A 25,750-nucleotide genomic window follows, 5' to 3' on the forward strand; every position below is an offset into this window, starting at 1 on the left:
AGCATCGGCTCGATCCGATGCCATTGCGCTTCGCTCAACTCGTATCGCTTGATCCCCATGGTGCCTCCGCAACTGCAGAAACCCATGAATCAGACATCCCTACCTTTGGGAATCCTCTGAATGTCGATACAGCCTAATGCCGGTGGTGCGGCTTCAGCCGGTATTTGCCCGCGTCGTAGCCGTCGAACAGCCCGCCGATCGCCGGATGGTCCACCGGATCGCCGCTGTCGTCGGACACCAGATTCTGCTGGCTGACATAGGCGATATAGGTCGAATCGGAATTTTCGGCGAGCAGGTGGTAGAAGGGCTGGTCCTTGCGCGGGCGCACGTCTTCGGGGATCGCCTCATACCATTCGTCGCTGTTGGCGAAGACCGGATCGACGTCGAACACGACGCCGCGGAAGTCGAACAGCCGGTGGCGCACCACCTCGCCGATGGCGAAGCGCGCATGGGCCACGGGGGGCATCGGCACCCCGGCCTCAAAGCTTTCGGAAGGGGTGTGCATCGCGGTCATGCACCCAATCTAATGCGTTTGCGGCGGCGCACAAGGACACAGCTTGCGTGCCCCGGACGAACTCGCTAATGCCGCGCGCTCACCAGCGATCCGCATCCGGTCCCGCACCGGGACAGGGATGCGATTTCCTCTGCGGAGAGGTGGCTGAGTGGTCGAAAGCACCGCACTCGAAATGCGGCATACGGGCAACTGTATCGAGGGTTCGAATCCCTCCCTCTCCGCCATTCTAAAATTTCCGGTTTTCGCTGCCTCCAACATCCTGAAAACCTTGGAGGTTTTGGGGGTTCGAAACCCTCGATTCCGGGAATAGGAAAGCCGGTCAGCAAATGCGAGTTTGATGACCGTTTGCTTGTCTTCCAGACGTTCACTTTTCCAAAGATTTGAAGGCTTTAATACGAACTGCATAGCGAGTTCGAACATTTCATCGAAGGGGCGCACCGGCTGACCGGAATTCCCGCAACGCTCGGCGAGAACAAGCTTCTCGCGTTCGAGCGCGTCGATGCGCCGTTCATAGGCAGCGGCAACCGACTCGTTGGTGGCTGCGACCGCACGATTGACAAGGCGGGCGATCTCTTCGTCGGCTGCCTCAATGGCCCGCCTAAATACGGCGGCAGATTTGTGCGCCTGCTTGCGTTGCAGTTCCCACCCATCGCGGAACATGGCCTTCACGATCTTCACGAGTGATGGAGAGGCTTCCAGCCCTTCCAGCAGTTGCTCAAACTGGCCTTCGATCTCTGCGCGGCGAATTGATTTGCCACGGCTGACGCAGGCGCGATTGAAGCACATGTAATAGCCGTGCCGATCGCCTGTTTTGCTCCGTGACCAGCTTGCCGTCAGAGGACGCTCGCAGTCGGCGCAGCACACCGCGCCGCGAAGCGGAAAGTCCGCGCTGATGTCTGGACGTGCCGGCGCGTAAGCCCGTCCCTTGAGACGGGCCTGAACCTTTTCGAAGGTGGCAAAGTCGATAAGACCATCATGCTTGCCCTTGCGCAGCGATACGCCCCATTCGGGGCGCTGCACCATTCCTGCGTACAAAGGGTGAGTCAGAATCTCGTTCACATATTGATTGCGGACCTCGCCCTTGGCGTTCCGCGGAAACTCCGGTCGCGCTTCAAAGAAGCGCTTCACTTCCGCCTGCGTCTGAAACCGCCCGCTGGCGTATCCTTCCAACGCCTCCTGGATGATCGAGGCGAAAGGCTCGTCGCGCACCAGCAGCTTGCCGTGACCTTCAAACCTCTCATAGCGGTAGCCCAGACACGCGATGAACGGCCAATATCCCTGCCGTAGACGAGCCTCCATGCGGTTGCGGGTCGCCGCCCAGCGCACGAACCGGTTGTAGAGCGTCTTTCTCGGACCATAGCAGGTCGGCGCATCGACCCAGCGCCCGCCCGATTTCAAGACGTGGATGATGCCGCTGATCACGCGACGATCATCAACCCGGCCAACGCCCCGCACCTTGTCCGGCAGCAGCGGCCGAAGCCGCTCAAACTGTGCCTCACTCAACCAAAACTCGCTCAAATCCACGCTCCTGCTGTCGCGGAGCTTGAATCACACCTCAGCCGCCAAGGGAACCCCGTTTATGGGTCCTGACCCTAAAACGCCTGCAAGGAGGGCAACATGCCCGATGCACAAGATCACGGATCGCCTCGCCGTCCGGACTCGGCATTCTCGGCTCTAATGCGGGCGCTGGTCGATCCCGCGCGGCGAGGCGCTGCGCGAGTTCCTCCCGCGTCGGGATCGAAGGGAACGTGCCCGCAAACTTGTCTCGTTGCGTCACCGATCAGGTTCTTGCGAGCCGCGTTCCTGCCCTTCCTTGTTCTTGCTCAGGGTGGCGTTCACGTCTTGCGGCGTCCGAAGCGTGAGCCGCCCGTCCAGCGGCGTGGCATCGAGCACGACGTTGAATCCGTTCCCGTCGCGGTGTGCGAAGGCCGAACCGCCCGGAGGCCTGCAACGTCGAAACGGCGGGCGGCGGGAGGAAGGTTGTCACTCAAACGAGCCGTGACAATCAGCCGCTCGGCCTCGTCCAGCTCTTCCTGGGTGCGGCAATTCAGCTTGTTGATGAGAACGTCGCTGCCCGGATAGCGCAAGCGCCGATATTCGCGCTCTTCCTGCGCAGACCGGGTATATTCGTTCATTCGGCCGCGACGGTACGGGCTCGTCTGGAGGCAAGGAATTCCTTAAGGCGGGTAACGCGCTCATCGCGATCAACGCCGCGCACGATGAGGTCGCGCAGCAAGGCTTCACCCTCGGGATCGGGCGGGATGCCTTCTATGTCGGCGTCGATCAGCCCTTGCTCGAACCGCTGCAAGCGGCCGGAAATGCTGTCGTCGCTGAACCTGATCGGCGCTTTCTTGTCCATATTCTATATTACCACGAATTCCCGGTTGGGGTCCAATGCCTCGCACGGCAAGCGCCTTGCCATTCTGGCAATCACCTGTGCCTGTTATGTAATCCCGTTCACAGCGCGGCCAAGCCGCAAGGCTTGTTGTATGGACGTGCCGAAACTGGGCATAATCGCCGCAGGGCCGAGCGATGACGGAATTCTACGCAGAACTGAAAGGCTGGCAGACTGCCATCGGGGCGACGCTCGGTTTCGTGGCCTTGGTGGTCGGCGCGCTCGTAAATTTCCATTTGAATCGACGCCGCGATCAACGTCTTCGCAACGAGGAGATCGCATCGACCGCCTTGGCGCTATATGGCGAAATCCTCCTGCTTCGCGAAAGCACCGCGCGGTTGGCACAGTTCGTCGGCGCGCGCTACCTGCGGTCGGGTTTTCAAGGCGGCGAAGATGATTTCGACAGGTACTTCCGTGAAATGGTCGAAATCCCCGCACCCCGCCTGTTTCCGGCGCTGGCCCCCAAAATTGGATTGCTTCCTCCCTCAATCGCGCTCGAAGTCAGCAAGTTCTACTTTCGTATCGAGGAGGCGCAGACTTGGCTGCCCCGGCTCGAAGAAAATCCCGACCGAAAATACTCATACAGCGTTGCGCACGTGCTCCAGCCTGCGGTTGACGCGGTGGACCTCGTTGAGTCTGCCCTTCGGGAAATCGAAGAGCTGACAGGAATCGAGCCCGCGAAGCTGTCGCTCGATATTGGAAAGGCCAAATCGGCTCTTTCAATGGAAGACGATTTCCACGCGGAGCAGGCGGCTTCGAGCGGCGCGTCGTGAAGCCCTGATGACGGAGTTCGATAGCAATGCAGATTTTTCCCGGCGGACCCGGTCTGTGGGAAGTCCTCATCCCCACCCTTGCTGGGATCATCGGCGCGCTCGCGGGCGGCATTCCGTCCTATTTCCTGGCGCAACGGGCTTCAAAGGAAGTTCTTGAACGCGACAGGCAAAGCCGCCTCGACAAAGAGCAAGGCGCCGCTCACCGCGCATTCGTCAAACTATGCATCCTCTCGAACTCGCTCGCGGACTTTCACAATCAGGTCGAGGAGATGATCGCCCGGGCCGAACGGGACGGTCATACAGACATGTTGCTTCACGAGCGCATTTCATCCTTTGCAGGGGTCGAGCGGGAGTTGACTCCGGATTTCGAAGCCGAAGAACTAGCGCTTTTTGTCAGCGCGAAGCAGACCGAATATGTTGATGACCTCATTCTCCTGCCCCGCCGTCACCGCGCCGCTATCGAAAGCCTTTCAACCTTTGGACTGTTGAAGACCGAATTTCACTATCGCGTCGCCGAGAAGGGATCCACCACCCGCGATCAAACCGGAGTTTCCCGGACGATCGCGCGGATGACGACAGGCGAAGCGAATAGGGTTCGCCTACAGTCCGAGGAACTAGAATTGTTCGCGACCGCCATGCGTAAGCAACTCCGCGAATTCGCGGAATTCGGAGAGAGCGTCGCCAACCGCTACGGCGATATCGTTCGTGCCTACTTTGACGACGCTTCCATGGTCGGGATCGGCCGTAAGGAACCTGTTGGCGGCGAGCCCCCGGAATCCACTCAAGCGTAGCACGCATGGTTTGCTGAGCATCGACAGGACGTCCAGTTCGGCGTCGTCGCCGCCACGCGCTGCTATGACAAATCAGTACCGACATGCTGCTTTCCGCGTCGCGGCTTGGTAGAATGCCCCATGGCCGATCAGGACGATGTAGAAGACAAGAAAGACCCGCGTATGCTGCCACTCTTCCAGCGTGAAGTTGCGCACGTCGCGCGGCTTGCTCTCCATCAGCCCGTCCGGCATCCGCCATTGGCGCTCGATGAAGATGTCGCGGGAAAGCGCGGTGAGCTTGCGCTTGGTGTGGGAGAGCTGAACCGCCCTCATTTTTTCCGCATCGATCCGGCTCCACACGGCATGCGCATGACGCCGCCCTTCCTTTTCGTGGAACACAATGGCGCGCGGTTGGCCTGTAAGCCCCAGCTGGGCTTCCGCCCGGTTAATCGTCTGCTCGAACTCGGAGGTGCTGACCTGCTTCTCGGGCGGCGGGTTGATGCTCAACGAAAAGAGGTGCTGCTTGCAGCGCGTTCCCCGGCTGATCGCGTAGCTCTCGTTGAGCGCGGACATGAGATTGTCGGAAACGAAGCCGCGCAACTCGTGAACCTGCACATGATCGTTTTCCTGCTTGAGCAGGTGAAGTGCGAGGTTTTTCGCACCCCCGCGCTGGTTGCCGACGAGGATCATAGCGTTATTCCGCCCTGATCCCCAGCGCCCGGATAAGGTCGCAGCGCATCAGGGCGATGTCGGCACACGCCTGCCTAAGCGATGAAGCGAGCTCAGGGCCAAGTTCCACCGTTCCCGTGCGCACGGCTTCCGTGATGGTGCTCAGGTTCGGCGCAAGGTTCGATTGGCCCAATAGGGCAAGGATTCTGGCAAGGGCCACACGGTCAAGGTTGGGCTGCTTCCGGTGCTGACGGCGCTTTCCGGGCGTATCGAGCAGCCTGGAACGGACGTAGGAACTAAGCGTCAGGGTGCCCGCCTCCTGTTCGAGCCATGCCCGCTCTTCGGTGGTCACGCGAATAGAGATGGGCCGGGGTGCCCTATCTCGGCGCTTGGTGGCATTGGCAGGGGAGGCGGCCACGGTGAAATGTGATTGGAGCGGCTGCATCATGGCTGCGGCTCCGCTTCCAGATCGCGGCGATTTTTCTGCAGGGCTTCAAGCTGGCGGTTATAGTCGGCCAGTTCCTCAAACAGGTCCGAGAGAGGGATTCCGGCAATGAATGAGTTCGAAGAGTCTCCCCTTCTCTCCGCCACATCTTGTTTGAGCCTCAGGCGTCGGCGGCGGCATCCGACGCCTTGGCCTTCCTCGCATAAGCTCGAGCGGCCGGGGCGATGGGGCGCCGGTCTCGACCCTCCTCAGGCTCCCTGCGCCGCCTTGCTCCACCGCGACCGGCCGCACGCGGCTCCGGATCAGCCGCCGCAGCGCTCGAACACCGCGGCGAGGCCCTGGCCGCCGCCGATGCACATCGTCTCCAGGCCATAGCGCGCCTCGCGCCGGTCCATCTCGCGCAGCAGCGTGGCGAGGATGCGCCCGCCGGTGGCGCCCAGCGGATGGCCGAGCGAGATGCCCGATCCGTTGACGTTGATCCGCGCGAAATCCTCTGCCCCCAGGCCCCATTCGCGCGCGCAGGCCAGCACCTGCGAGGCGAAGGCCTCGTTCAGCTCGATCAGGTCGATGTCGGCCAGCCTGAGCCCGGCGCGGCCCAGCGCCTTGGCGACGGCGGGGACCGGGCCGATGCCCATCGTCTTGGGCGGCACGCCCGCCAGCGCCCAGGACACCATCCGCGCATAGGGCTTCAGCCCCAGCGCCTCGGCCTTCTCGCGCGTGGTGACGATGGCGGCGGAGGCGCCGTCGTTCTGGCCGCTGGCGTTGCCGGCGGTGACGGTGCTTTCCGGGTCCTTGGCCACCAGCGGCTTGAGCGCGGCGAGCCCCTCCGCGGTGATGCCGCGGCGGGGGTGCTCGTCGGTGTCGATGGTCACCGTCTCCTTGCGGCCGGGCACGGCGACGGGAACGATTTCCTGCGCGAAGATGCCGGTGTCCTGCGCGGCGATGGCGCGGCGGTGGCTTTCGGCGGCGAGCGCGTCCTGCTCCTCACGCGGGATCGCATAGTCGCGGCGCAGGTTCTCGGCGGTCTCGATCATGCCGCCGGGCACCGGGAAGTTGCGGCCGCCGGCGGTGACGCGCCCGCGCGCCAGCCCGTCGTCGAACGCCATGCCGCCGGCCGGGATGCCCCAGCGGAACTTCGTCGAATAGAACAGCGCGTTGCTCATCGACTCCGCGCCGCCCGCCAGGACGAGGTCCGAGCCGCCGGTCGCGACCTGCATCACCGCATAGATCAGCGCCTGGAGCCCCGAGCCGCAGCGGCGATCGATCTGGATGCCGCCGGCTTCGATCGGCAGCCCGGCGTCGAGCCCGACGACGCGGCCGAGCGCGGGGGCGTCCATCGAAGGATAGCATTGCGCGAACAGCACATCGTCCACCTGATCGACCGGCAGCCCCGTGCGATCGATCAGCCCGCGCACCACCGCGGCGCCCAGTTCATGTGCGTGCAGCGTCTTGAACACGCCGCCGAAGCGGCCGACGGGCGTGCGCAGGGGCTCGCAGATCACAGTCTCACGCAAACTCATTCTCCTTCGATCGTCGCGGTCATGGCGGGGGTGCCGGCGGGGCCGGCGGTCCATAGCTCGGTCCGGCCGCCGCCGCGGGCCAGGTTGAGCGTGAAGGGATCGACATCGAACAGCGGCGCACGGGCGCGATAGGCGAAGCCGGTGACGCGCGCGCCGGGATGTTCGCGCAGATAGAGATCGACCAGCAGCGTGGCGCAGAGCGGGCCATGGACGACCAGGCCGGGATAGCCCTCCACCCCGCAGGCATAGTCGCGGTCGTAATGGATGCGGTGGCCGTTGAAGGTAAGCGCCGAATAGCGGAAAAGGATAACCGGATCAGCGAGATAGCTTCGGGTAATCTCCGCCGCGCGGGGAGGGGGAGGCGGGGCCGCCGGGGCGGGCGATCCGGGCGCGGCATGGCCGCGATAGACGATGTCGTGCCGCTCCTCGATCGCCACTGCGCCATCGACGAGGATGCGGTGATCGACTGCGACGAACACCATCTCGCCGCTGGCGCCGGTCTTGTGGCTGACGTCGCCGATGGTCGAGACGCGCTCGATCGCGGCGCCGATGGGCACGGGCGCGCGGAAGCTGACGGTGCCGCCCGCCCACATCCGGCGCGGCAGCGGCACGGGGGGCAGGAAGCCGCCGCGATGGGGATGGCCGTCCGCCGCCAGCCCGGACTGGAGCGCGGTGGGCAGGAAGTAGAGCCAGTGCCCCAGCGGCGGCACCTCACCCGCGCGCCAGGGCGGAGAGCTGTGATCAAGAAGGGCTGCAAGTCCCTGTAAAGGCTCGGGATTGGCTCGGCCGGAAACACGCTCTTCGCGGCCGATCCAGCGCTTCAGAAGTTCGATGTCCACCTGGTCCTCCGCGCGGCCTTATGGGACAAGAGGCGGCGCCTGTCCCCGGCCTGCGCGAAAAAAACCGGAAGCGGCGCGGCTTTGGATCTGCGGCGCATATTGCGTTGGATCGCGGGCCGCGCGAAGAGGCGGTATGCGATTGAGATCATTGCTCTTCGTCCCCGGCGACCGGCCGGAGCGGTTTCCCAAGGCGGCGGCCAGCGGCGCGGACGCGCTGATCCTGGACCTGGAGGATTCGGTCGCGCCGGAGAAGAAAGCCGGGGCGCGGCAGGCGGTTGCGGCGTGGCTGGCGCAGCCGCGGGAGACGCCCTGCTTCGTGCGGGTGAATCCAACCGGATCGGAACATGCCGACGCCGATGTTGATGTCCTGCGCCGGATTCTGCCCGACGGGATCGTGCTGCCCAAATCGATCGACGCCGGATCGGTGCGCGCGCTGGCGGAGCGGCTGGGCGAGGGCTGCCCGCCGATCCTGCCGATCGCGAGCGAGACGCCGGCCGCGGTGTTCGGCCTGGGCAGCTATGGCGCGGCGGCGGCGCTGCTGGCCGGACTGACCTGGGGCGCGGAGGACCTGCCCGCCGCGATCGGCGCGGCCACCGCGCGCAACCCCGACGGCAGCTATACGGCGCCCTATGAGGTCGTCCGGTCGCTGGTGCTGTTCGGCGCGCATGCGGCGGGGGTGGCGGCGATCGAGACCGTCTTCCCCGACATCGCCGACGCGGACGGGCTGGCCGCCTATGTCGCGCGGGGGCGGCGAGACGGGTTCACGGGGATGATGGCGATCCACCCGGCGCAGGTGGCGGCGATCAACGCGGGCTTCACCCCGGGCGAGGCGGAGATCGCCCATGCCCGCGCGGTGGTGGCGGCCTTTGCCGCGAACCCCGGCGCCGGGGTGCTCAAGCTGGACGGCAAGATGATCGACCAGCCGCACCTGAAGCAGGCGCAGCGGCTGCTGGCGCGGGTTTAGGGCGGGATGCCCGGCCGCCAGAAGCACGGTCCCGAACCTCGGCTTACCAGGTGTGGTGTCCCCAGAATTCGTGGCCGCTGGTGTGACGGATCGGCTTTGGGAGATCGGTGACATCGTGGCGCTCGTTGAGGAAGCGGAGCCGGGGCCGAAGAAGCACGGGCCTTACAAGAAGCGGGAAGCGTGATATGCTCATGACGCAATTGTGTCCGGGGGCATTATGAATCGACCAGCGATTTGCATCTGCGCTGCGTTTCTATTCGGCACGGCGTCGTGCTCTCAAGAGCAGAGCATTACGAAATCTAATGAATCCGGGGCAAGTACAACGGGTCAGACCGTCGCAACAACTGATCCTTTTGTCGGCGAATGGTTTTCGCCCAGGGCGGGTCTTCGGATTGCCATTTCCCGGGACGGCTCTGGCTATTTCATCCAAGGCCACGGAACCACCACCGATTCCCGGGATGGCGGCTTCCCGGCAACGAAGGTCGATGGGCGGCTACAAACCAACACCCCGTATGGCGACATCACCTATCGTGAAAGCGCCGACCGAATTTACTGGACCGGGTCGGAGTTCGTCCGTCAAAATTCAAACTGACCCGCTACCGCCAATTAGGTATTTTGTACCTGGAATTTCCCCGGAACTTCAGTGTCGCCGGAATTTCATGCCGGGACTTTGCTCGGCGACCGGTTGTATATTGGGACGGAGACTCGGAGGGCAAGGGACCGAACTATGCGACGTGCTGTGCCAGTCGCCGCCGCGCTCCTGATGCTTACGGCATGCGGCCAGGCGGGAAAATGTGCGTCGATTCCCCTCGATACGAGTGGGCCGATAGAGGCGAATGTCAGCACTTACGAGGGTGCGCGTGATCCGGGCCAGAATCCGCAGGGTGTAGCCGGCGGGGTGCTGCTGTCGCGGCGCGGGCCGCAGCCCCGCCAGCCCAGCACGCATGCTGCCGACATCGGAGATTTCCTGATTTCGCGAAATCCGCCGCAGCCGGCCCGGCCTAGCATGCGGGATGGGCCGGACTGCTGAATGGGGCCGGGATCGGTGCGCTTGGGGCGCTGAGCCCGCACCGGGCTCAGGCGGCCGAGGTGGTGCCTGGGCGGATGCGGCCGGTGCGTTCCTGGCGGGTGAGCGCGGTGGTGACGTGGGGCGCCACGACCTCTCCCTTCACCAGCTTCTTGTCGAACAGCAGCAGCGTGGGGCTGAACGACAGGCCCAGATCGGCGCGGGCGACCAGGAAATCGGCGTTGTCGGCGCTGAGGCGGAGCTGGAGCTTGCTGTGCGGGCGGCGCTCGTAGAGGCGGGGGATCGCCACCTCGCCGATTTCCACCGGCTCGCCGCCGCGCACCTGGGGATCAGCGGCGAAGATGCCCATCGAATCGAGATAGAGCGTCGGGAAATCGGCCGGGCGATCGAGCGTGGGCAGCAGCGGCGCCCCCGGCTCCACCAGCGGCACGCGGGTCTCATGGTCGCGCGGCACGCGGGCGCGCGCGGGCAGGTCCGCATGGATGCGCGAGCGGGTGCGCAGCAGGCCGTGGACCACCGGCTGCACCAGCTCCAGCGCCGCCGCCGAGGATGCCGCCGCCACGATCCGCGCGGCCGGGGCAAAGGCCTCGAAATGCCGCTGCATGGCGGTGGCCCATTCGCCCTGGAGATGGATCCAGCTTATCATCTGGGGCTGGATCATCCCCAGCTCCAGGATCGCGCCGACCTGTTTCATCACCCGCTCGACGATCTCCTGCCGCTCCTCGCGCGGGAGGAACAGCGGCGCGGGCGTGCCGAAACGGTTGGGGACGAGCGCATAGCCGCCGGCCTCCGCATTCCATTGCGGCAGCGTTTCGCGCAGCATCTCCTGCACGGCGCGGCTGCCCGCCTCGTCGCCCATGCGGTGGAGCAGGCGATCGATGATGCGGTCGCCCGCCCAGTTGGCGGAAAGATCGCGGCTCTGCTCCAGCACCGGCCCCTCGGCGCCCGAGCGGAACAGGTTGAGGCGGAGCTGGTTGGCGTCGAACTGGATCAGCAGGTGGCGCTGGCCGATGTCGGAGGCGTCCACCACCAGCCGGCCGATGTCGATCAGCTCCACCTCTGCCGCGCCCGCCAGATGGCCGGCGGCCATCAGCGCGCGGCGATCCTCTTCGCTGAGGCCCGAGGGGGTGATGAGGCACAGGCCGACCACCGGCTGCCCCGATCCGCGCTCGGCGGCCTGGATCGCGCGGCGGAACAGCACCGCGAACAGATCGCGCCCGCTCCATATCTGGCCGGTGGTGGGATGTTCCACCCGCGCCTCGGCCACGCCGCCCGGCTGGGCGTTCCACAAGAGTCCGTTGGGGTTGGCGGAGGCGGTGCGGCGCGCGCGGCGGCCGATCTCCGGCCCCAGCGCATCGACAAACACCGCGGGATCGAGGTTCGAATCGTCGGGCGGATCGTCGAGCCCGCGCAGCAGCGCGCGCACGCCGTCCGCGGTCTGCACGACCCCGCGGAAGGGCGCCGCGGCGATGAAGAGCGCAAGCGTCGCCATCAGCCGGCCACCGCCGCGGCATATTCGGCCGCGAAATCGTCGCCGATCTTGCCCGCCAGCGCGCGCGCCTGGGCATCCAGATCGCGGCGGCCGAGCGGCGTCAGCTCACGCGGGGGCGGCGGCGCGACCGGGCCGCGCAACGCCTCCAGCCGGGTGCGTAGCGACGCCTGGAGCCGGGCCAGCGCGGCATCGATGGCATCGGCCTGATCGTTCAGGCGCGTTTCCAGCGCGCTGAGCTGGTCCTTCACCAGCCGGTCGAGGAAGGCGGAGAGGCGGTTGCGCAGCTCCTCCAGCTTCGCCTCGACGCGATCGGCGAACTGGATGCGCTCCTTGCGCGGCTGGGAATAGATGTTGAAGAACAGGCCGAAGACGATCAGCCCGAGCATGATGTAGCTGAGCCAGTTGCTGCGCAGCCCGTCCTCGATCGCGCACCACAGCTCATAGCCGCGCGCGGGCTCCTTCGACAGTTCCGACGCGCGCTGGCAGATCGTATCCTGGCGCAGGAAGCGCAGGCCGATCAGCAGCAGGAAATAGACGCCGAAGATCGCGCTGCGCGCCTCGGTCAGCCGGCCGACGAAGCCCTTGCGCTCGCGCTCGATACGGAAGGCGCGGACCTCGCTCTGGCCGAAGGCGCTGAACGCCTTGGCCGCGGTTTCCTTGATCTGCTGGGCGAGCTGGGAATCGGGCAGCGCCCCGCCGGGCGGCGGGGGGCGGTTGATCAGGAAGCTGTCGAAATGCGTGCGCTGCATCATGTGCCCGCGCAGGATCGCGCTGATGCCGCCGCTCGCGGGCTCGAACGTCAGATCGGCGTCGGCGAGCGCGCGGTTGAAATCGGCGATGGCGTCCGACGCCGCCTTTCCGATCGCGCGGACGGTGCCGTATTCGACGTCCTTGAGCGCGTTCTGGAGCACCTCCGGGCGGAGCTGCGCCTCCTGCTTGGCGCTGAACAGCGCGGGCACGTGGCGGAACGGCGTATCGCGCCACCAGTTGCGCTTGGGATGCGAGGCGACGAGCTCGCTCAGCTCCTCGTCCGGCGCCTGTTCGAGCTGCTGCACCAGATGGGCGAAGGATTCCGGCGTGCCGATCTCCAGCAGCACGGCGGGATCGAAGCCGGCGCGCGACTGGCGCAGTGCGGCGACGACCTGTTTCACATCGGTGCCGATCTCGGTCCGCGCGGCGCCGACCGCATCGACCTCGACCAGCAGCCGTTCCTCCTCGCTGCGGCTGGCGCGCGCGGTTTCGGAGGTGCTGTTCTCGTCGCTGCGCTGGTTGATCGTCGCGTCCTCGCCCTGAACCGCGGCGGCGAGATCGGCGAGATCCTGCGACAGCATCGCCAGGCGGAGCGAGGGGATGACTTGCACCGGCAGCGCGCGTTCCAGGATCGCGGCGAGCGGCGCATCCTCCGCCACGTCGAGCACATAGCTGCGCTGGCGGCCGCGCGGGGCGGGGGGATTGGCATCGCCTCCGCCGCGCCGCACGGTCACCGTACCGAGCGGAAGCTGCGCGAACAGCCCGGCGGGGATCGCCGAACCGTCAACGCCGTCGAAATGGAGGAAGCCGGCGCATTCGCGGCGCAGCATCGCACAGACCGGCCAGTCCGCCGCGAGCGCGGCGGGATCGCGGATCAGGATGATGCGGTGGAGCGTGCCGAGATCATGGGTGATGCGCGTCCAGGGCGTATCCTCGCCCGATCGCCGCCGCGGCCCCAGCTCGACCACCGGCTCGTCGATCTGGGCGACGGCGCGGGCGGCATCGGGGGCGATGGCGGCAAGCTGGTCCCCGGCCAGCACGGCGAGGGCGAGCGGCGCGCGCTTGCCGCGATCGAGCACCCAATCGAGCCAGTGGCGATAGGCGCGCTGGACCCGCGCCTCATCGACGTCGGCGACCAGCTTGCGCACCTGCAGGAGCGTCTTTTCGACCTCTGGCGTGTTCGAAATGGCGGAGCGCGGCGCGAGCGCGCGGGCGGCCGGGCGTGGTGCCGGAGCGGGCGTATTGCTGGCTCCGTCTGCCGCCATGCCGGGGACTATGGAAAGCCGTTACGGGTTCAGTCAAGGTTCAAATTCGACTCGACAGGTTGGGCGAACGGGACCTAGCGTTGGCGAAACGGTTCCTTTCAGGCGGGGGATTCGTGGCAGAAAACGGGGATTTCGGTACGTCGAACGCGCTCAAGTCGCTCGACGTCGAATTGCAGAACCAGGTGGCGGCATCGCTCGCGGAGCTGACTTCGCGGGTCGAGGCGGCGTTCGACGCGGCGCGCGAGCGCATCGCGGCGATGAAGGAATCGGCCACCGAGATCGTCGACCGTTTCGAGGCGGAGGCGCATCGCGTGACCGAGGCGATCGGCGCGGCGGAGGCGGCGACGCAGGAACGTTCGCTGGCGATGTCCGAGGCCGAGGCTAGCTTCGCGACGCAGCTTACCGGCAGCGATACCGCACTGGCCGACGGGCTGCGCAGCGCCGACGCCGCGATCACCGACGCCGAGGAGAAGGGCGAGACGCTGGACAGCGAGGCGCGCGACGCGCTGGCGGCCGCGCTGGAGACGCTGGAGCAGGGGCTGGACCAGCTCCGCGAGCGGATCGACGCGACCTCCCAGCTCGTCGAGCGCGCGGGCGAGCAGTTCGAGGCGCTGGGCCAGGCGACCGCCGAGCAGGTGAGCGACCTGACCGAGATGCTGCAGCAGCTCGGCGAGCAGGCGCAGACGCTGCTGGGCGAGGCCGAGGGCGCGGTGCGGGCCGCCGCCGAGGCCGGATCGCAGGCGATGAGCGGCAACGCATCCGGCGCGCTCGACACGATCGGCGAGGCGTGCAGCACCGCGATCGACGCGGCCGAGGCGCTGGGCAAGCTCTCCGAATCGCTGGGCGGCGACTTTGGCGACGAGATCGAGCAGGTGATCGACGTGATCCGCGAGGTTTCCGAGATCATCGACAAGATACGGCCGGTGCTGGAGCTGGCGGAACAGTTGAGCTGAGGGGGTAGCCATGCCGACCGCGGCGATCGAGGATCTCAACGACATTCTTGCGCGCATCACCGCCGCCGACGCGGCGATCGACGAGGCGCGCGGCCGCATCGTTTCCGAAGCGGAGGCGATGGCGGGGCATTTCGCATCCGGGCCATGGGACGAGGAGGCGCCGGAGCCCGACGTCCAGCCGGCGATCGACACCGTGGCCGACGCATCGGACCATGCCGCCGAGGCGCTGGGCACGCGGCTTTCGGGCGTGGTCGATACCGCGCGCGACGCGGTACACGGCATCGAGCAGGCGATCGCCCAGGCGAGCGAGCAGTGGAATTCGACGCTGCACACCGCCGAGGGCGCGACGCGCGAATTCTCCGCCGCGCTGGCCGAACAGACGCAGCAGGTGCAGGAGGCGCTGCGCCAGCTCGACACGCACCTCCAGTCCGCCGAGGCCACGTGGTCCTCCGCGCATGAGGCGGTGGACGGGCTGGTCGAGCGCTTCGCCACCGAGATCGAGAGCAATTTCGAACGCACGCTGCGCGAGGCGTGCGATGCCTTCCTGGACGACCTGCACGGCCCGCAGACCGAAGCGGTGGAGCGCCACCTGTCCGACGCGCGCGAGCAGGCGGAATCGGCGCTGGAGCGGATGAGCCAGGTCGCCGAACAGCTCCTGGCCGATTTCGAGCAGCAGGTGGACGCGGCGGTGCGCGACCTGGGCCAGCATGTCTCGTCCGAGGTGCAGGAGAAGCTAGAGGCCGCGATGCAGCGGATCATCGAGGCGGCGGTGAAGCGCATCCTGGAGACGATCCTGGAAGCGGTCGCCTCCACCCAGCTCGGCGCGGCGGTCACCGGGGCGATGTCGCCGGTGCTGCCCGAGCTGATCGCCATCAAGAAGCTGACCGACGTGATCCTGCAGGCGATCCGCATCTGGAAGGATACCATCGGCCGCTTCGGCGATCTGTTCTAGTTCAGGGGAGGGCCGGGGATGGCGACCATCGAAGCAGTCCGCGCAGAGGCCGAGGCGCTGGCGCACGACGTGGAATCGGCGGCGATGCAGGCCGCCGAGCTTGCCGACCTGATCGCGGAGGCCAGCTCCAGCATCGCGATGCTGGAGGAGAAGGCGGCAAGCCTGTTCGCCAGCGCGGTGGAGCAGCTCCACGGGCTGGAGACCAAGCTGACCGAGCGCGCGGGCGTGATCGCGAGCGGCGCGGGCGAATTGCAGTCGGAGGTGGACGCCACCTGCACCGCGATCGAATCCGCCGCGCACGAGACCGAGACCGCGGCCAAGACGCTGGAGGAGGCGATCAACGCCGCCACCGCCGCCGCCGACGAGCTGGAGCAGGAGGTGCGCGAGACCGCCGACGCGCTGACCCAGGCGGTGCAGGAGTGGGGCGACGCCATCTCCCAGGGCATCCAGGAGCTCGACGGGCGCGTCCGCGAGGGCGAGCAGTTCATGCAGGAGTTCAGCGCCGCCGTCACCGAGATCGAGCAGCAGTGGAGCCAGTTCGTCGATCAGATGCGCACCGCGCTGGAAGGTCTGATGAAGGAGGCGGGCGAGAATGTCGCCCAGTATCTCCAGACCGACCTGGGCCAGATCGCGCAGCTTTTCGACCAGAACCTGGACCAGTTGGTCGAGCAATATCTGACGCAGCCGCTGAGCGAGCTGCAGCGCGAGGCGATCCAGACGGTCAGCGAGGAGCTGAAGAACCTGGCCGACGAGGCGATCGGCGCGCTGGACGATGCGCTGAACGAGGCGATCGACGAGATCGCGGGCGCGCGCGACGACGCCGACGCCAAGCAGCGGCTGGTGCGCGAGCTGGTCGAGAAGCTGCGGCCGATCTTCGACGCGGTCGAGGAGCAGAGCGGCGGCATCAAGGCGATCGCGGGCGCGGTCGGTGTGGACATCTGAGGAGGCTGCCGTGGAAACCGACGAGATCCTCGCACAGGTATCGGCCACCCGCGAAGGCGTGGCCAATGCGATCGGGCATATCGAGGACGGCAAGGAGCGCGTGCAGGAGGTGATGCGCCTCTCCGTCCAGCGCTTCAACCAGCTCACCGAACAGTTCGACGACCTGCGCGGCCACCTCCAGTCCGAGGCGGGCCGCGCGGCGGAGGCGGCGGCCAAGGTGCTGGAGGCGTTCTCCCGCGCGCAGAACTGGGCATCAACCGCGGCCAGCCAGCACGGCCAGGCGCTGGGCCAGCTCGCGCATCATTGCGAGGAGGGCAGCTCCGCCAACGGCGACGGTACCGACACACTGGGCCAGCATCGCGAGACCGTGCGCGCGCGGCGCGAGGCGGGGATGACGCTGTTCGACGAACTGCTGACCGAGGCCAATTCGGGCCACAGCCGCCATGGCGAGGCGCTGCAGGAGTTCCAGTCGCAGCTCACCGCCTGGCGCGAGGCGACCGAGAACGACGCGACCACCCAGCGCGACGCGGTGCAGAAGGGCGTGGAGAGCGACGTCACCGGCGCGCGCACCGAATTCGGTCAGACGCTGGAAACCGCGGTGGACCACACCCGCCAGGAGGTGGAAGCGCGCGAGCAGGAGCTGAGCGACCACACCCGCCAGGAGATGGACCGCGTCACCCAGGAAGAGAATGGCAACCGCAACGAGGTGACCCAGGGCATCGAGGCGATGCGCGACGCGCTCCAGCAGCTCGGCGAGCTGGTCACCACTACCTCGAACACCATGTCGCAGGGCGCGAAGGACGTCACCGACCTGATGGACGCCACCAGCGTCGGGCTGGACGTGACCATCGGGCTGATCGACAACCTCTCCCAGATCTTCGAGGAGATCGAGAGCGCCTGGCGCGGCTGACCGCGGGATGTCCGTCCGGTGGAGCTGGTCCGGCGCGAGCGGCAAGGGCGGGCGCGAGCGCAACGAGGATAGCTGGGTGGGCGCGCGGCTGGGCGACGGGGCGGCCGCGATCGTCGCCGACGGGCTGGGCGGGCACAGCGACGGGCAACTGGCCTCCCGCGTCGCGGTGCGCGCGGCGCAGCGGTTTCTGCGCGGATGCGGAGAAGGCGGCGATCCGGAGACGATCGCGGCGGGATGCGTGCGGGCCGCCGCCGATGCCGTCCGGGCCGAGCAGCGCAGGCGCAAATCGGACCTTTCCTCCACCATCGCGGTGGCGGTGGCGGCGGGGGACCTCATCGGATGGGCGCATTGCGGCGACACGCGCATCTACCTGCTGGCGCGCGACGCCGCGTCGCTGCGCCTGACCGGCGATCATAGCGTGGCGATGGCCGCGCTGCCCGAAGGCGAGCGGCTGACCGCGGACGTGCGCCACGATCCGCGCCGCAACGTGCTGGTCAGCTCGCTGGGCGGCGAGGACCCGATGATCGACACCGGCGGCGGATCGATCGGCGCGGACGAGGCGCTGGCGCTGTGCTCCGACGGTTTCTGGGAGCATGCCGCGGAGGAAGACTTGTTCGATCTTGCCGCCGCGGGATACGATGCGCCCCGGCTGGCGGTGGCGCTGGCGCGGCGTAAGCCGTTCAACGGGGACAATTTCACGCTGGCAACGCTGTTCCGCGCCACGCGCAGGCGCGGAATCTGGGGATGGAGGATGCGATGAGGATCACCGGTGCCGTCGCTGCGATGATCGCCACCGCCTGCGCCGTCCCGGCGGAGGCCCAGGCGATCTATTCGGGCAATTGCGATCGCGCCCGCGCGCTCCAGCGCGAGCAGACGGTGGACCGGCTGGTGCCCTCCGCCAAATATCAGGGCGTCTATATGGAGCGCTGGCGGACCCAGCCGGCATGCCAGTCGCTGCTGATGTTCCGCTATCTGCTGGTGCGCACGCGATTGGACAGCAGCCGCGTCGAATACCGGCTGACGCGCGAAAGCTATAACGTCGCCCAGGCCGGCGAGAGCTGTTCGCCCGAGGTCAGCGTGCGCAACAAGGCGATTTATGGCGATGTGGCTTTCACCACGAAGGTAGTCGAGCGCGGCGGGGTCTGCGACTTCCTGCTCGAATCCGCGTGGCGGCATCGTGCGCAGGTCGATTCCAAATGGGCGGACGACTGGAGCGAGACGGTGCAGGTCGCGGCGCCCTATCTGATGGTGAGCCGCCGCGCGCATTCCGGGCTGATCATGGTCAGCCCCATCGCGCTGACTCCGGACCCGACATGACCGGGACGGGGGAGCAGCAGGTTCGGCCGGAAGCGGAAAGGGGAAGACGATGCAGGGCAAGATGACGCGGTTCGGGCGCTCCGGCTGGGCGCGGGGGATGATGGCGGCGGCGTGCCTGACGGGCGCGAGCGCGGCCGAGGCCCAGTCCATCTATACCGGCAACTGCGATCGCGCCCGCGCGCTCCAGCGGGAACAGACGGTCGAGAAGCTGATGCCGGGCACCAAGTACAAGGGCGTGGTGAGCTGGCGGGCTCGGACCGATACCTCGTGCAACCCGCAGTATCTGGTCGTCTATTCGCTGACGCGCAGCAGCTCGACCGGCACCAGCAAGGTCTATTCGGTGCGCCGCGACGAATATCGCGTCGGCCTGCCGGGCACGAGCTGTCCCACCATCAAGCTGCACAACAGCGAGGTATACGGCACCGTGACCTTCACCACCAAGGTGACGCCGAACAACGGCCTGTGCGATTTCACGCTCAATTCGGACTGGGCGCTGCGCAACAACAGCGGCTGGTCGACCAACTGGAGCGTGGCCGTGCAGACCGCCAGCGGCACCGATCGCGTCGTGAACCAGAGCACCGCCAGCGGCTATGTTACGCCGATCGCGCTGACCATCGATCCGTTCTGAGCGAAGGCGGGAGCCGGCAAGGGAGTAGAATATGCGTACACCGGGGAAATGGATGCGCGCCGCGGCGCTGGCGGGATGCCTGGCCCAGGCGGGAACCGCGCAGGCGCAGGCGATCTACACCGGCAATTGCGAGCGCGCGCGGATGCTGCAGCGCGAGCAGACCGCGAGCTCGCTGGTCCACTCCGGCCGCTATCAGGGCGTGCTGTACCTGGCTCCGGGCATCGTCACCAATCGCGAGTGCAAGGGCGGCGAGCTGCTCCACGTCTATTATCTCGACGGACGGCAGGTGGACGGGGACAAGGTCCGCTACAAGCTGAAGATCAAGGTGGTGGACCTGCCCTATGAGAAGACCGGCTGCACGCTGTGGCAATCGGAGATCGGCGCGATCTTCGGCGACTTCGAATTCCATACCGAGGTGCGCGAGGAGAATGGCCTGTGCGGCTTCTACCTGCGCGGCGAATGGCGCTATGCCGACACCGGCAAGCCCGGCGACATGCAGCGATGGACGGCGGACGTACTGATGACCGGATCGCGCAAATTCTCGGTCGTGATGGTGGAGGGCGACGGGATCACCCCCATCGCCTTCACCGCGATTAGGGGCTGAGGCGCGAGGGGCTGGCGGGGAACACCCGGATGATGGCATGAAGGCGGCATGGGGGTTCGCGTGATCAGGCGATCGAAGGCGCGGGACAGGGCATGAGCGGCGATTTCCGCGACGCGCAGCCGCCGGGATCGGCGGTGGGCGACTATATCCTTGGCGAGGCGATCGGCCAGGGCGGGGAGGGGATCGTCTATCGCGCGCACCATCCTTCGCGCGGAACCGTGCTGATCAAGGAATATTGGCCCAAGCAGATCGCGTCGCGCGGCAAGGGCCACCGGGCGGAGGCTTCGCACCAGAACTGGCGGGCGGATTTCCGCCGCGGCGTGGAGCAGTTCCAGTTGCTGGGCGAACGCTTCGCGCGGATGCCGCACCATCCCGGCGTGCTCAGGATCAGCGAAGTGCTGATGGAGCGCAACACCGCCTATATGGTGATGGAGGATGTGGAAGGCCGCACGCTGGAGCGCGCGCTGCCCGCCGGGGCCTTCGCCGATCCCGACCAGATCGTGGAGCTGGCCGACCAGCTTACCGCCGCGATCGGCCATCTGCACGCGCACGGGCTGCTCCACCGCGACATCGCGCCCGACAACATCATGATCCGCGCCGGCCACGACTGGAAGGCAGTGCTGATCGATTTCAACGCCGCCAAGGACCTGGTCGCGCAACTGACGCGCAGCCGTGAATCGGTGGTGAAGCCGGGCTATACCCCGATCGAGCAATATGACTCGCTGGGGCAGGAGCCGGTTGGCCCGTGGACCGATATCTATTCGGCCGCGGCGGTGCTCTATCGCGTCATCACCGGCCGCCCGCCGATGGACCCGACGCGGCGATTGCTGCGGCCCGCCGAGCACGAGCCGCTGACCGAACTGGCGGCGGGACGCTTCGAGCCCGGGTTCCTGGCGGCGATCGAGGCGGCGCTGGACCCGCGCCCCGACGCGCGGCCGCAGGACAGCGAGCAGTGGCGCCATGCGATGGGCCTTTCCAGCAGCTACGTGCCGCCTGCGCCTCCCGCGCCGCCGCCGCCGCCTCCGCCACCTCCGCCACCGCCGCCTCCGCCGCCGCCGCCCCCTCCGCCACCTCCGGCGCCACCTCCGCCACCTCCGCCACCTCCGGCGCCACCGCCGCCACCTCCGGCGCCGCCGCCGGAGCGCGAGAAGGAGACGGACGAGGTGCCGGGTGAGACCGGCGTCACTCCGCCGCCGCGGGACGACACCCGGCGCCAGCTCATCGCGCTGGGGCTGGGCGCGGCGGTGGTCGTGCTGCTGGTGATCGCCGTGCTGGCGTCGCGGATGGGCGGCGCTCCGGTTACGAACGAGAGCGGCTTGGCGACGGTGACCGGCAACAGCGCGGCGCCGGTTGCGGCAGCCAGCGCAACGCCGGCCCTGGCCGCGAGCGGCAAGCCGTCAAAGCCTCCCGCCGCGGACAAGTCTCTGCTCGTGACGGCGCCGAGCCCAGTCTCGCGCCCGTCGCAGGCCGTGCAGGTGGACCAGCGGCCGATCTGCCCGGCGGGATGCGTGACCCAGCAGCCGAGCGGCAGCTCGCGCCGCTTCTCCCAGAACTTCAGCTTCCGCCGGGGCAATTCCGCCTATTCTGCCGGATATGCCGCCGCGCAGCGGGCCTGCCCCAGCGCGCTCGCGGGATCGAGCCTTTCGGGAAGCGTGACCGTGAGCAACGAGGAATGCGTGGGCGACAGTTGCTTCGGGGACGTGAGCTACACCTGTTACAAGAGCGCGCCGCAGGCGCAGATCTGTCCGCAGAACTGCCGCCGCAACTGAGCGTGATACCCAGCCGGGAGAGGAAGGCATGACCGACACGGGCGATTTCCGCGACGCGCAGCCGGCCGGCGCGATGGTGGGCGAATATCGCATCACCGGAGTGCTGGGCCAGGGCGGGGAGGGGATCGTCTATACCGTCGAGCACCCGCGGCGCGGCGCGCTGCTGCTCAAAGAATATTGGCCCAAGCAGGTGGTGTCGCGCGCCGACGGCAAGGCACATCCTTCGCGCGGGAGCTGGGGACAGGATTTCCTGCGCGGCGTCGAGCGTTTCGTGTCGCTGGGCGGGCGGATGCGCGACCTGCCCGAACATCCGGGCGTGATGCGCGTCCATGACGTGTTCGAGGCGAACAACACCGCCTATGTGGCGATGGACCGCGTCGAGGGGCGCGTGCTGGAGGCGGTGCTGGCCGAAGGCGGGCTGACCGATCCCGCGGACGTGATGACGGTGGCGGACCAATTGTCGGAGACGCTGGCGTTCCTCCACCATCAGGGCATCTTCCACCGCGATGTGGCGCCGGACAATCTGATCGTCACCCCGGGCTATGACTGGCGCGCGGTGCTGATCGACTTCAACGCCGCCAAGGACCTGGTGATGCAGATGACGCGCAGCGTCGCTGCGGTGGTGAAGCCGGGGTATTCGCCGATCGAGCAATATGCCGAGGAAGGCGAGGGGTTCGGCCCCTGGACCGATATCTATTCAGCCGCCGCGGTGCTTTACCGCGCGATCACGGGACGCCCCCCGCAGGAGGCGGGCCGCCGGCTGTACCGCAGCGATCACCGGCCGCTGTCGGCGATCGCGCCGGAGGGCTATCCGCCCGGATTCCTGGCGGCGATCGATCATGCGCTGGAGCCGCGCCCCGAAGACCGGCCCGCCGACGCCGACGCCTGGCGCCGGGAGCTGGGGTTCGGCCTGCAGAAGCCGGCCGCCGTGCCGGTAGCGGCCCTGGCGCCTCCGCCGCCTCTGCCTCCCGCGCCACCCCCTCCTCCACCACCGCCGCCGCCTCCGCCTCCGCCCAGGGAGCCGCGCACGCCGGGAGCGGGCGGGCTGATCCCGCCGGGGAAGCTGCCGCTGGTGGCGGGGGGCGGCGTGCTGCTGGCGGCCGCGGCGGTGATCGCGATCGTGATGGCGACGCAGGGCGGCGGCGCGGCGGATACGGGCAACGATACCGCCGCGGCACCCGGAACGGGCTTCCAGGCGCTGATGGCGAGCGCCGATCCCGTGCGGGGCGAGGCGGTTTCGAAGAAATGCACCGCCTGTCACCTGACGACGGACGAGGCCAATGGCATCGGCCCCAGCCTGAACGGCATCGTCGGCCGGGCCGTGGCCTCCGTAAAGGGCTTCGGCTATACCGAGCCGCTGAAGAAGCTGGGCGGCAACTGGACGCCCGAGCGGCTCGACCAGTGGCTCACCTCGTCGCGGCAGATGGCGCCGGGCACGCGCGAGACCTTCGTCGGTCTGCCCGATCCGCGCGAGCGCGCCGACCTGATCGCCTATCTGGCCACGCTGAAGCCTGCCGCCGCGGCTGCGCCTTCACCCACGCCCACGCCCACGCCAAGCGCGTCGCCCAGCCCGACGCCGACGCCCAAGCCGACCCCCACGCCAACGCCGCGCACGACGCCCGTGGGCGGCTCTTCCGGGGGCGGGGGTAGTTGTGCGGCCGGGCCGTTCATCCTCTATTTCGAATGGGACCGTTCGAGCATCACGCCCGAGGCCACCGCGATCCTGGACAATGCGGTCAGCCGCTGGAATTCGTGCCGATCGGGCAGTGTGGTGATCAACGCCTATACCGACAAGGAGAGTTCGTCTTCCTATGCGGTCGGGCTCACCAACCGCATGGCATCGTCCGTGGCGCAGTATCTCAGCGCGCGGGGAATCCCGGCGGGCATCATCGTGCAGAACGGCTATGGCAGCTCGCGCGCGACGCACCTCTCGCAGGGCCAGCGCGACGCGATGAGCCGCCGCGCCGAGGTGTTCCTGCGATAGGGGAACGGGCGGGTGCCGGTTCGGCGGATCAGGCCGCCTTGCGGGTCTCGCGCTCGCCGACGATGCGGTTGGCGAGTTCCCAGTCCACCATGCGATCCACGTCGATCGGGCCGACCGCGAAGGGGATCACCACCGGCGCGGTCTTCACCCCGATCGCGCGCGACAGGAACTTCAGGAACGTGCGCAGCCGCGTGAGCCGTGTCTTGTAGACCAGGAAGGCGAACAGGCCGAAGGCGCCGATCAGGCGCTTGGGCTTCTTGCCGAACTGGCCGCCCGAATTGAAGATCCGCGCCGCCTCAACCGCGCGCGGGGTGAGCAGCGCATAAAGGTTGCAGCTCGAATAGCCGCCATCGCGGAAGCGGTGGAAGGCGCGGTTGCCCTCCGGATATTCGGCCAGCACGGTGGACGCGGCGGTGAGGCCCAGGGCTGCGTCCTCCTCCACCTTGTCCAGCGCGTCGCAGAAATAGCGGACCAGATCGCCGGTGTGCAGCGCGTTGTCGCCGGTGGTGATGATCATCGGCAGCGCTTCCGGGAACGCCTCCGCCGCCCTGGCCACGCTGGCGCCGATACTGTCCGCGGACGGGGCGAAGATGATGCGGCCGTCCGCGCCGAGCGGAGCGAGGATCGCCTTGGCCTCCTCCGTGCTGCCGGGCTCGATCTGGACGATCACGCGGCCCACGCGCCCGCTGTCGAGCACGCTGGCGACCACGCGGCGCAGCATCGGCTGGCCGGCGATGTCGATGAACGCCTTGTGCGATACGCCGCCGGCCTCGGCCAGGGGATCGCGGTTGCCGCGCGTGGCGGCGAGGACGAGGGCGGTATAGCGCTGATCGGTCATTGGCTGTCCTCTCGTTCGAGCGCGAAGGGGATGCGAAGGGCGGCGGTGAGTTCGCCGATGTCACGAAGCCGTGGCAGCGCGCCGATCGCCCGGTACAGCGCATCGGCCTCAGCCGGGGAAAGCAGCCCGGCGACGCATCCGGCGAACTTCGCGCGATATTGTTCCGGGGTGAAAGGGGCGTCGATGCTGCCGGCAGGCATCCGCACCGCGGTTTCGAGGCGGCGGCCGCCGGCCAGCACCACCTCGACCCGCGTCGGATATTCGCCCTCAGACCGGTCGACCGGATGGCGGCGGATGCGCGGATAGAGCGCGCGGACCTCCGGACGCAGCGGCGCATCGCCCGCGAAATCCGCCAGCGTGCAGTTGCCCTGGAGCAGCAGCACCGCCAGCGCATATTCCAGCGAGAATTTGGCCTGCGCCGCGTCGCGCGGATCGCCGTACATCAGGTTTGCGTTGTGAACGGCGGGATAGCGGACGTTGACCTCCGCCACCTCTTCGGCGGCGAAGCCATGCGCCTCGCGCAGCGCGAGCAGCCCGTCCATCGCGCGATGCGCGCTGCCGCAGTTGGGGAAGCGCTTCACCTTGAGCCCGCTCGACAGGATCAGCAGGGGATCGCCGACGGATTCGGTCTCGAAGCGCAGGTTCTGGCCATGCTCGATCCGGGTCAGCCCGTCGCGAAGCTGCTCGTAATCGGGGCCGACCATCAGCCGGTTCATGCCGGTGGGGCCATCGAAGGTGCCGAGCCCGGCGGTGAGCCCGTCGCGCGCCAGGCTGGCGGCGATCACCCCGGCCTTGGCCGCGAGGCCGGCGTGGAGCGGCTTCGCCTGGGTGCCGAACTGCGACATGAAGCCGCCCGCCATGCTGGTGGCGAGCGACAGCGCGTGCGCCGCCATCTGCGTGGGCAGGCGCAGCAGCCGGGCACAGGCGGCGGCGGCGCCGATCGCGCCCAGCGTGGCGGTGGCGTGCCAGCCGCGGTTGCGGTGCGGCGGGTTCACGCCCTGGCCGGTGCGGCCCATGATCTGGAGCCCGGCGATATAGGCGTCGATGCAATCGGCGCCCGGCGCGCCCTCCTGTTCGCCCAGCGCGAGGATGGCGGGGACGAGAACGGCGGTGGCGTGCGCCTTGGGCGGATCGAAATTATCGTCGAAATCGAGCGCGTGCGCCGCCGTGCCGTTGACCAGCGCCGCCCAGGGCGCGGCAAGGCCGGTGCCGAAGCCGATCGCCGCCGCCGGGCCGCTGCCCCAGCCGCGCACGGTTTCGAATATGGTGCGGGCCGCCGGATCGGCCGCGCCCGGAACGGTGACCGCGATGCCATCAAGAAAGGCATCCCGCGCGGCCCGGACGGCCGCATCGGGCCAGTCGCGCGGAGCCGTGGCGAGCCACGCACCGAAAGCTAGGGTCGGATTGCGAGTCACTCGCAGCGATCTAGG

Annotated in this window: 25 protein-coding genes, 1 tRNA gene and 3 pseudogenes; 16 read left to right on the forward strand and 13 right to left on the reverse strand. The window is 67.8% G+C overall.

The features are described from left to right. Nucleotides 1–133: 133 nt before the first annotated feature. Nucleotides 134–514: a heat shock protein HspQ gene (gene hspQ / locus OM513_RS20275; protein WP_380916585.1), complete on the reverse strand. Its 381-nt coding sequence runs from the start codon at nucleotides 512–514 to the stop codon at nucleotides 134–136. A gap of 134 nt (nucleotides 515–648) precedes the next feature. On the opposite strand from hspQ, the gene OM513_RS20280 reads away from it, so the two are divergent. Continuing rightward, a tRNA-Ser gene (locus OM513_RS20280) sits at nucleotides 649–738 on the forward strand. A 499-nt stretch (nucleotides 739–1,237) separates the two neighbouring features. Here OM513_RS20280 and OM513_RS20865 read toward each other — a convergent pair. The 4 genes and pseudogenes from OM513_RS20865 to OM513_RS20295 all read right to left on the reverse strand — a co-directional run. Then, a pseudogene (locus OM513_RS20865) lies at nucleotides 1,238–1,813 on the reverse strand (recombinase family protein); the annotation flags it as partial. A gap of 12 nt (nucleotides 1,814–1,825) precedes the next feature. After that, a pseudogene (locus OM513_RS20285) lies at nucleotides 1,826–2,032 on the reverse strand (transposase); the annotation flags it as partial. Between the two features lie 317 nt (nucleotides 2,033–2,349). Further along, a complete protein-coding gene (locus OM513_RS20290; protein ID WP_264946604.1) occupies nucleotides 2,350–2,649 on the reverse strand; it encodes a hypothetical protein in 300 nt (99 codons plus the stop codon). Further along, the gene (locus OM513_RS20295; protein WP_264946605.1) at nucleotides 2,646–2,873 is read right to left on the reverse strand and encodes a hypothetical protein; all 228 of its coding nucleotides are present in this window, start codon (nucleotides 2,871–2,873) and stop codon (nucleotides 2,646–2,648) included. The genes OM513_RS20290 and OM513_RS20295 overlap by 4 nt, the downstream gene beginning before the upstream one ends. 173 nt (nucleotides 2,874–3,046) lie before the next feature. Between OM513_RS20295 and OM513_RS20300 the strand changes: the two genes are divergently transcribed. Together OM513_RS20300 and OM513_RS20305 are read left to right on the forward strand one after the other, a co-directional pair. Then, nucleotides 3,047–3,682: a hypothetical protein gene (locus OM513_RS20300; RefSeq protein ID WP_264946606.1), complete on the forward strand. Its 636-nt coding sequence runs from the start codon at nucleotides 3,047–3,049 to the stop codon at nucleotides 3,680–3,682. Nucleotides 3,683–3,708: 26 nt separating this feature from the next. Next, on the forward strand, nucleotides 3,709–4,473 hold the full coding sequence (locus tag OM513_RS20305; RefSeq protein WP_264946607.1) for a hypothetical protein: 765 nt from the start codon (nucleotides 3,709–3,711) through the stop codon (nucleotides 4,471–4,473). A 72-nt stretch (nucleotides 4,474–4,545) separates the two neighbouring features. Here OM513_RS20305 and OM513_RS20310 read toward each other — a convergent pair whose 3' ends face one another. The 4 genes from OM513_RS20310 to OM513_RS20325 form a co-directional block, all read right to left on the reverse strand. Then, a complete protein-coding gene (locus tag OM513_RS20310) occupies nucleotides 4,546–5,142 on the reverse strand; it encodes a relaxase/mobilization nuclease domain-containing protein (RefSeq protein WP_264946608.1) in 597 nt (198 codons plus the stop codon). A 4-nt stretch (nucleotides 5,143–5,146) separates the two neighbouring features. Then, the gene (locus OM513_RS20315) at nucleotides 5,147–5,569 is read right to left on the reverse strand and encodes a hypothetical protein (RefSeq protein ID WP_264946609.1); all 423 of its coding nucleotides are present in this window, start codon (nucleotides 5,567–5,569) and stop codon (nucleotides 5,147–5,149) included. Nucleotides 5,570–5,868: 299 nt separating this feature from the next. After that, a complete protein-coding gene (locus OM513_RS20320) occupies nucleotides 5,869–7,086 on the reverse strand; it encodes an acetyl-CoA C-acetyltransferase (protein WP_264946610.1) in 1,218 nt (405 codons plus the stop codon). Then, a complete protein-coding gene (locus OM513_RS20325) occupies nucleotides 7,083–7,925 on the reverse strand; it encodes an FAS1-like dehydratase domain-containing protein (protein WP_264946611.1) in 843 nt (280 codons plus the stop codon). The genes OM513_RS20320 and OM513_RS20325 overlap by 4 nt, the downstream gene beginning before the upstream one ends. 133 nt (nucleotides 7,926–8,058) lie before the next feature. On the opposite strand from OM513_RS20325, the gene OM513_RS20330 reads away from it, so the two are divergent. From OM513_RS20330 to OM513_RS20335, 3 genes and pseudogenes are all read left to right on the forward strand, one after another. Then, nucleotides 8,059–8,889 carry an HpcH/HpaI aldolase/citrate lyase family protein gene (locus OM513_RS20330; RefSeq protein WP_264946612.1) on the forward strand — a complete coding sequence of 277 codons (831 nt, stop codon included), beginning with the start codon at nucleotides 8,059–8,061 and terminating at the stop codon, nucleotides 8,887–8,889. Nucleotides 8,890–8,959: 70 nt separating this feature from the next. Further along, nucleotides 8,960–9,073, forward strand: a pseudogene (locus OM513_RS20880) (IS1 family transposase); the annotation flags it as partial. Between the two features lie 18 nt (nucleotides 9,074–9,091). Beyond that, nucleotides 9,092–9,481 carry a hypothetical protein gene (locus OM513_RS20335; protein WP_264946613.1) on the forward strand — a complete coding sequence of 130 codons (390 nt, stop codon included), beginning with the start codon at nucleotides 9,092–9,094 and terminating at the stop codon, nucleotides 9,479–9,481. Nucleotides 9,482–9,965: 484 nt separating this feature from the next. Here the strand turns inward: OM513_RS20335 and OM513_RS20340 are convergent, their stop codons facing one another. Further along, nucleotides 9,966–11,408, reverse strand: coding sequence for a hypothetical protein (locus OM513_RS20340; RefSeq protein WP_264946614.1), 1,443 nt, complete (start codon nucleotides 11,406–11,408; stop codon nucleotides 9,966–9,968). Beyond that, nucleotides 11,408–13,423 (reverse strand): hypothetical protein, encoded by a 2,016-nt coding sequence (locus OM513_RS20345; protein ID WP_264946615.1) that lies wholly within the window; start codon nucleotides 13,421–13,423, stop codon nucleotides 11,408–11,410. The genes OM513_RS20340 and OM513_RS20345 overlap by 1 nt, the downstream gene beginning before the upstream one ends. Nucleotides 13,424–13,536: 113 nt before the next feature. Here OM513_RS20345 and OM513_RS20350 point away from each other — a divergent pair, with 113 nt between their 5' ends. From OM513_RS20350 to OM513_RS20395, 10 genes are all read left to right on the forward strand, one after another. Beyond that, nucleotides 13,537–14,376, forward strand: a complete 840-nt coding sequence (locus tag OM513_RS20350; RefSeq protein ID WP_264946616.1) for a hypothetical protein — start codon at nucleotides 13,537–13,539, stop codon at nucleotides 14,374–14,376. A gap of 10 nt (nucleotides 14,377–14,386) precedes the next feature. Further along, the gene (locus tag OM513_RS20355; protein WP_264946617.1) at nucleotides 14,387–15,328 is read left to right on the forward strand and encodes a hypothetical protein; all 942 of its coding nucleotides are present in this window, start codon (nucleotides 14,387–14,389) and stop codon (nucleotides 15,326–15,328) included. 18 nt (nucleotides 15,329–15,346) lie between these two features. Next, a complete protein-coding gene (locus OM513_RS20360) occupies nucleotides 15,347–16,270 on the forward strand; it encodes a coiled-coil domain-containing protein (RefSeq protein ID WP_264946618.1) in 924 nt (307 codons plus the stop codon). Nucleotides 16,271–16,280: 10 nt separating this feature from the next. Next, entirely contained in the window at nucleotides 16,281–17,180 is a 900-nt protein-coding gene (locus OM513_RS20365) for a hypothetical protein (protein WP_264946619.1), read from the forward strand. A gap of 7 nt (nucleotides 17,181–17,187) precedes the next feature. After that, nucleotides 17,188–17,940 (forward strand): PP2C family protein-serine/threonine phosphatase, encoded by a 753-nt coding sequence (locus tag OM513_RS20370; protein WP_264946620.1) that lies wholly within the window; start codon nucleotides 17,188–17,190, stop codon nucleotides 17,938–17,940. Next, entirely contained in the window at nucleotides 17,937–18,497 is a 561-nt protein-coding gene (locus tag OM513_RS20375; protein WP_264946621.1) for a hypothetical protein, read from the forward strand. The genes OM513_RS20370 and OM513_RS20375 overlap by 4 nt, the downstream gene beginning before the upstream one ends. Before the next feature lie 49 nt (nucleotides 18,498–18,546). After that, a complete protein-coding gene (locus OM513_RS20380) occupies nucleotides 18,547–19,125 on the forward strand; it encodes a hypothetical protein (RefSeq protein ID WP_264946622.1) in 579 nt (192 codons plus the stop codon). A gap of 31 nt (nucleotides 19,126–19,156) precedes the next feature. Beyond that, a complete protein-coding gene (locus tag OM513_RS20385) occupies nucleotides 19,157–19,729 on the forward strand; it encodes a hypothetical protein (protein ID WP_264946623.1) in 573 nt (190 codons plus the stop codon). A gap of 92 nt (nucleotides 19,730–19,821) precedes the next feature. Continuing rightward, nucleotides 19,822–21,498, forward strand: coding sequence for a serine/threonine protein kinase (locus OM513_RS20390; RefSeq protein WP_264946624.1), 1,677 nt, complete (start codon nucleotides 19,822–19,824; stop codon nucleotides 21,496–21,498). 28 nt (nucleotides 21,499–21,526) lie between these two features. Then, nucleotides 21,527–23,482: a protein kinase domain-containing protein gene (locus OM513_RS20395; protein WP_264946625.1), complete on the forward strand. Its 1,956-nt coding sequence runs from the start codon at nucleotides 21,527–21,529 to the stop codon at nucleotides 23,480–23,482. A 28-nt stretch (nucleotides 23,483–23,510) separates the two neighbouring features. Here the strand turns inward: OM513_RS20395 and OM513_RS20400 are convergent, their stop codons facing one another. Beyond that, the gene (locus tag OM513_RS20400; RefSeq protein ID WP_264946626.1) at nucleotides 23,511–24,320 is read right to left on the reverse strand and encodes a nucleotidyltransferase family protein; all 810 of its coding nucleotides are present in this window, start codon (nucleotides 24,318–24,320) and stop codon (nucleotides 23,511–23,513) included. After that, the gene (locus tag OM513_RS20405) at nucleotides 24,317–25,735 is read right to left on the reverse strand and encodes an MmgE/PrpD family protein (RefSeq protein ID WP_264946627.1); all 1,419 of its coding nucleotides are present in this window, start codon (nucleotides 25,733–25,735) and stop codon (nucleotides 24,317–24,319) included. The genes OM513_RS20400 and OM513_RS20405 overlap by 4 nt, the downstream gene beginning before the upstream one ends. Between the last annotated feature and the right edge of the window lie 15 nt (nucleotides 25,736–25,750).

The sequence above is a fragment of the Sphingomonas canadensis genome (assembly GCF_026013525.1).
Taxonomy (GTDB): Bacteria; Pseudomonadota; Alphaproteobacteria; order Sphingomonadales; family Sphingomonadaceae; genus Sphingomonas; species Sphingomonas canadensis.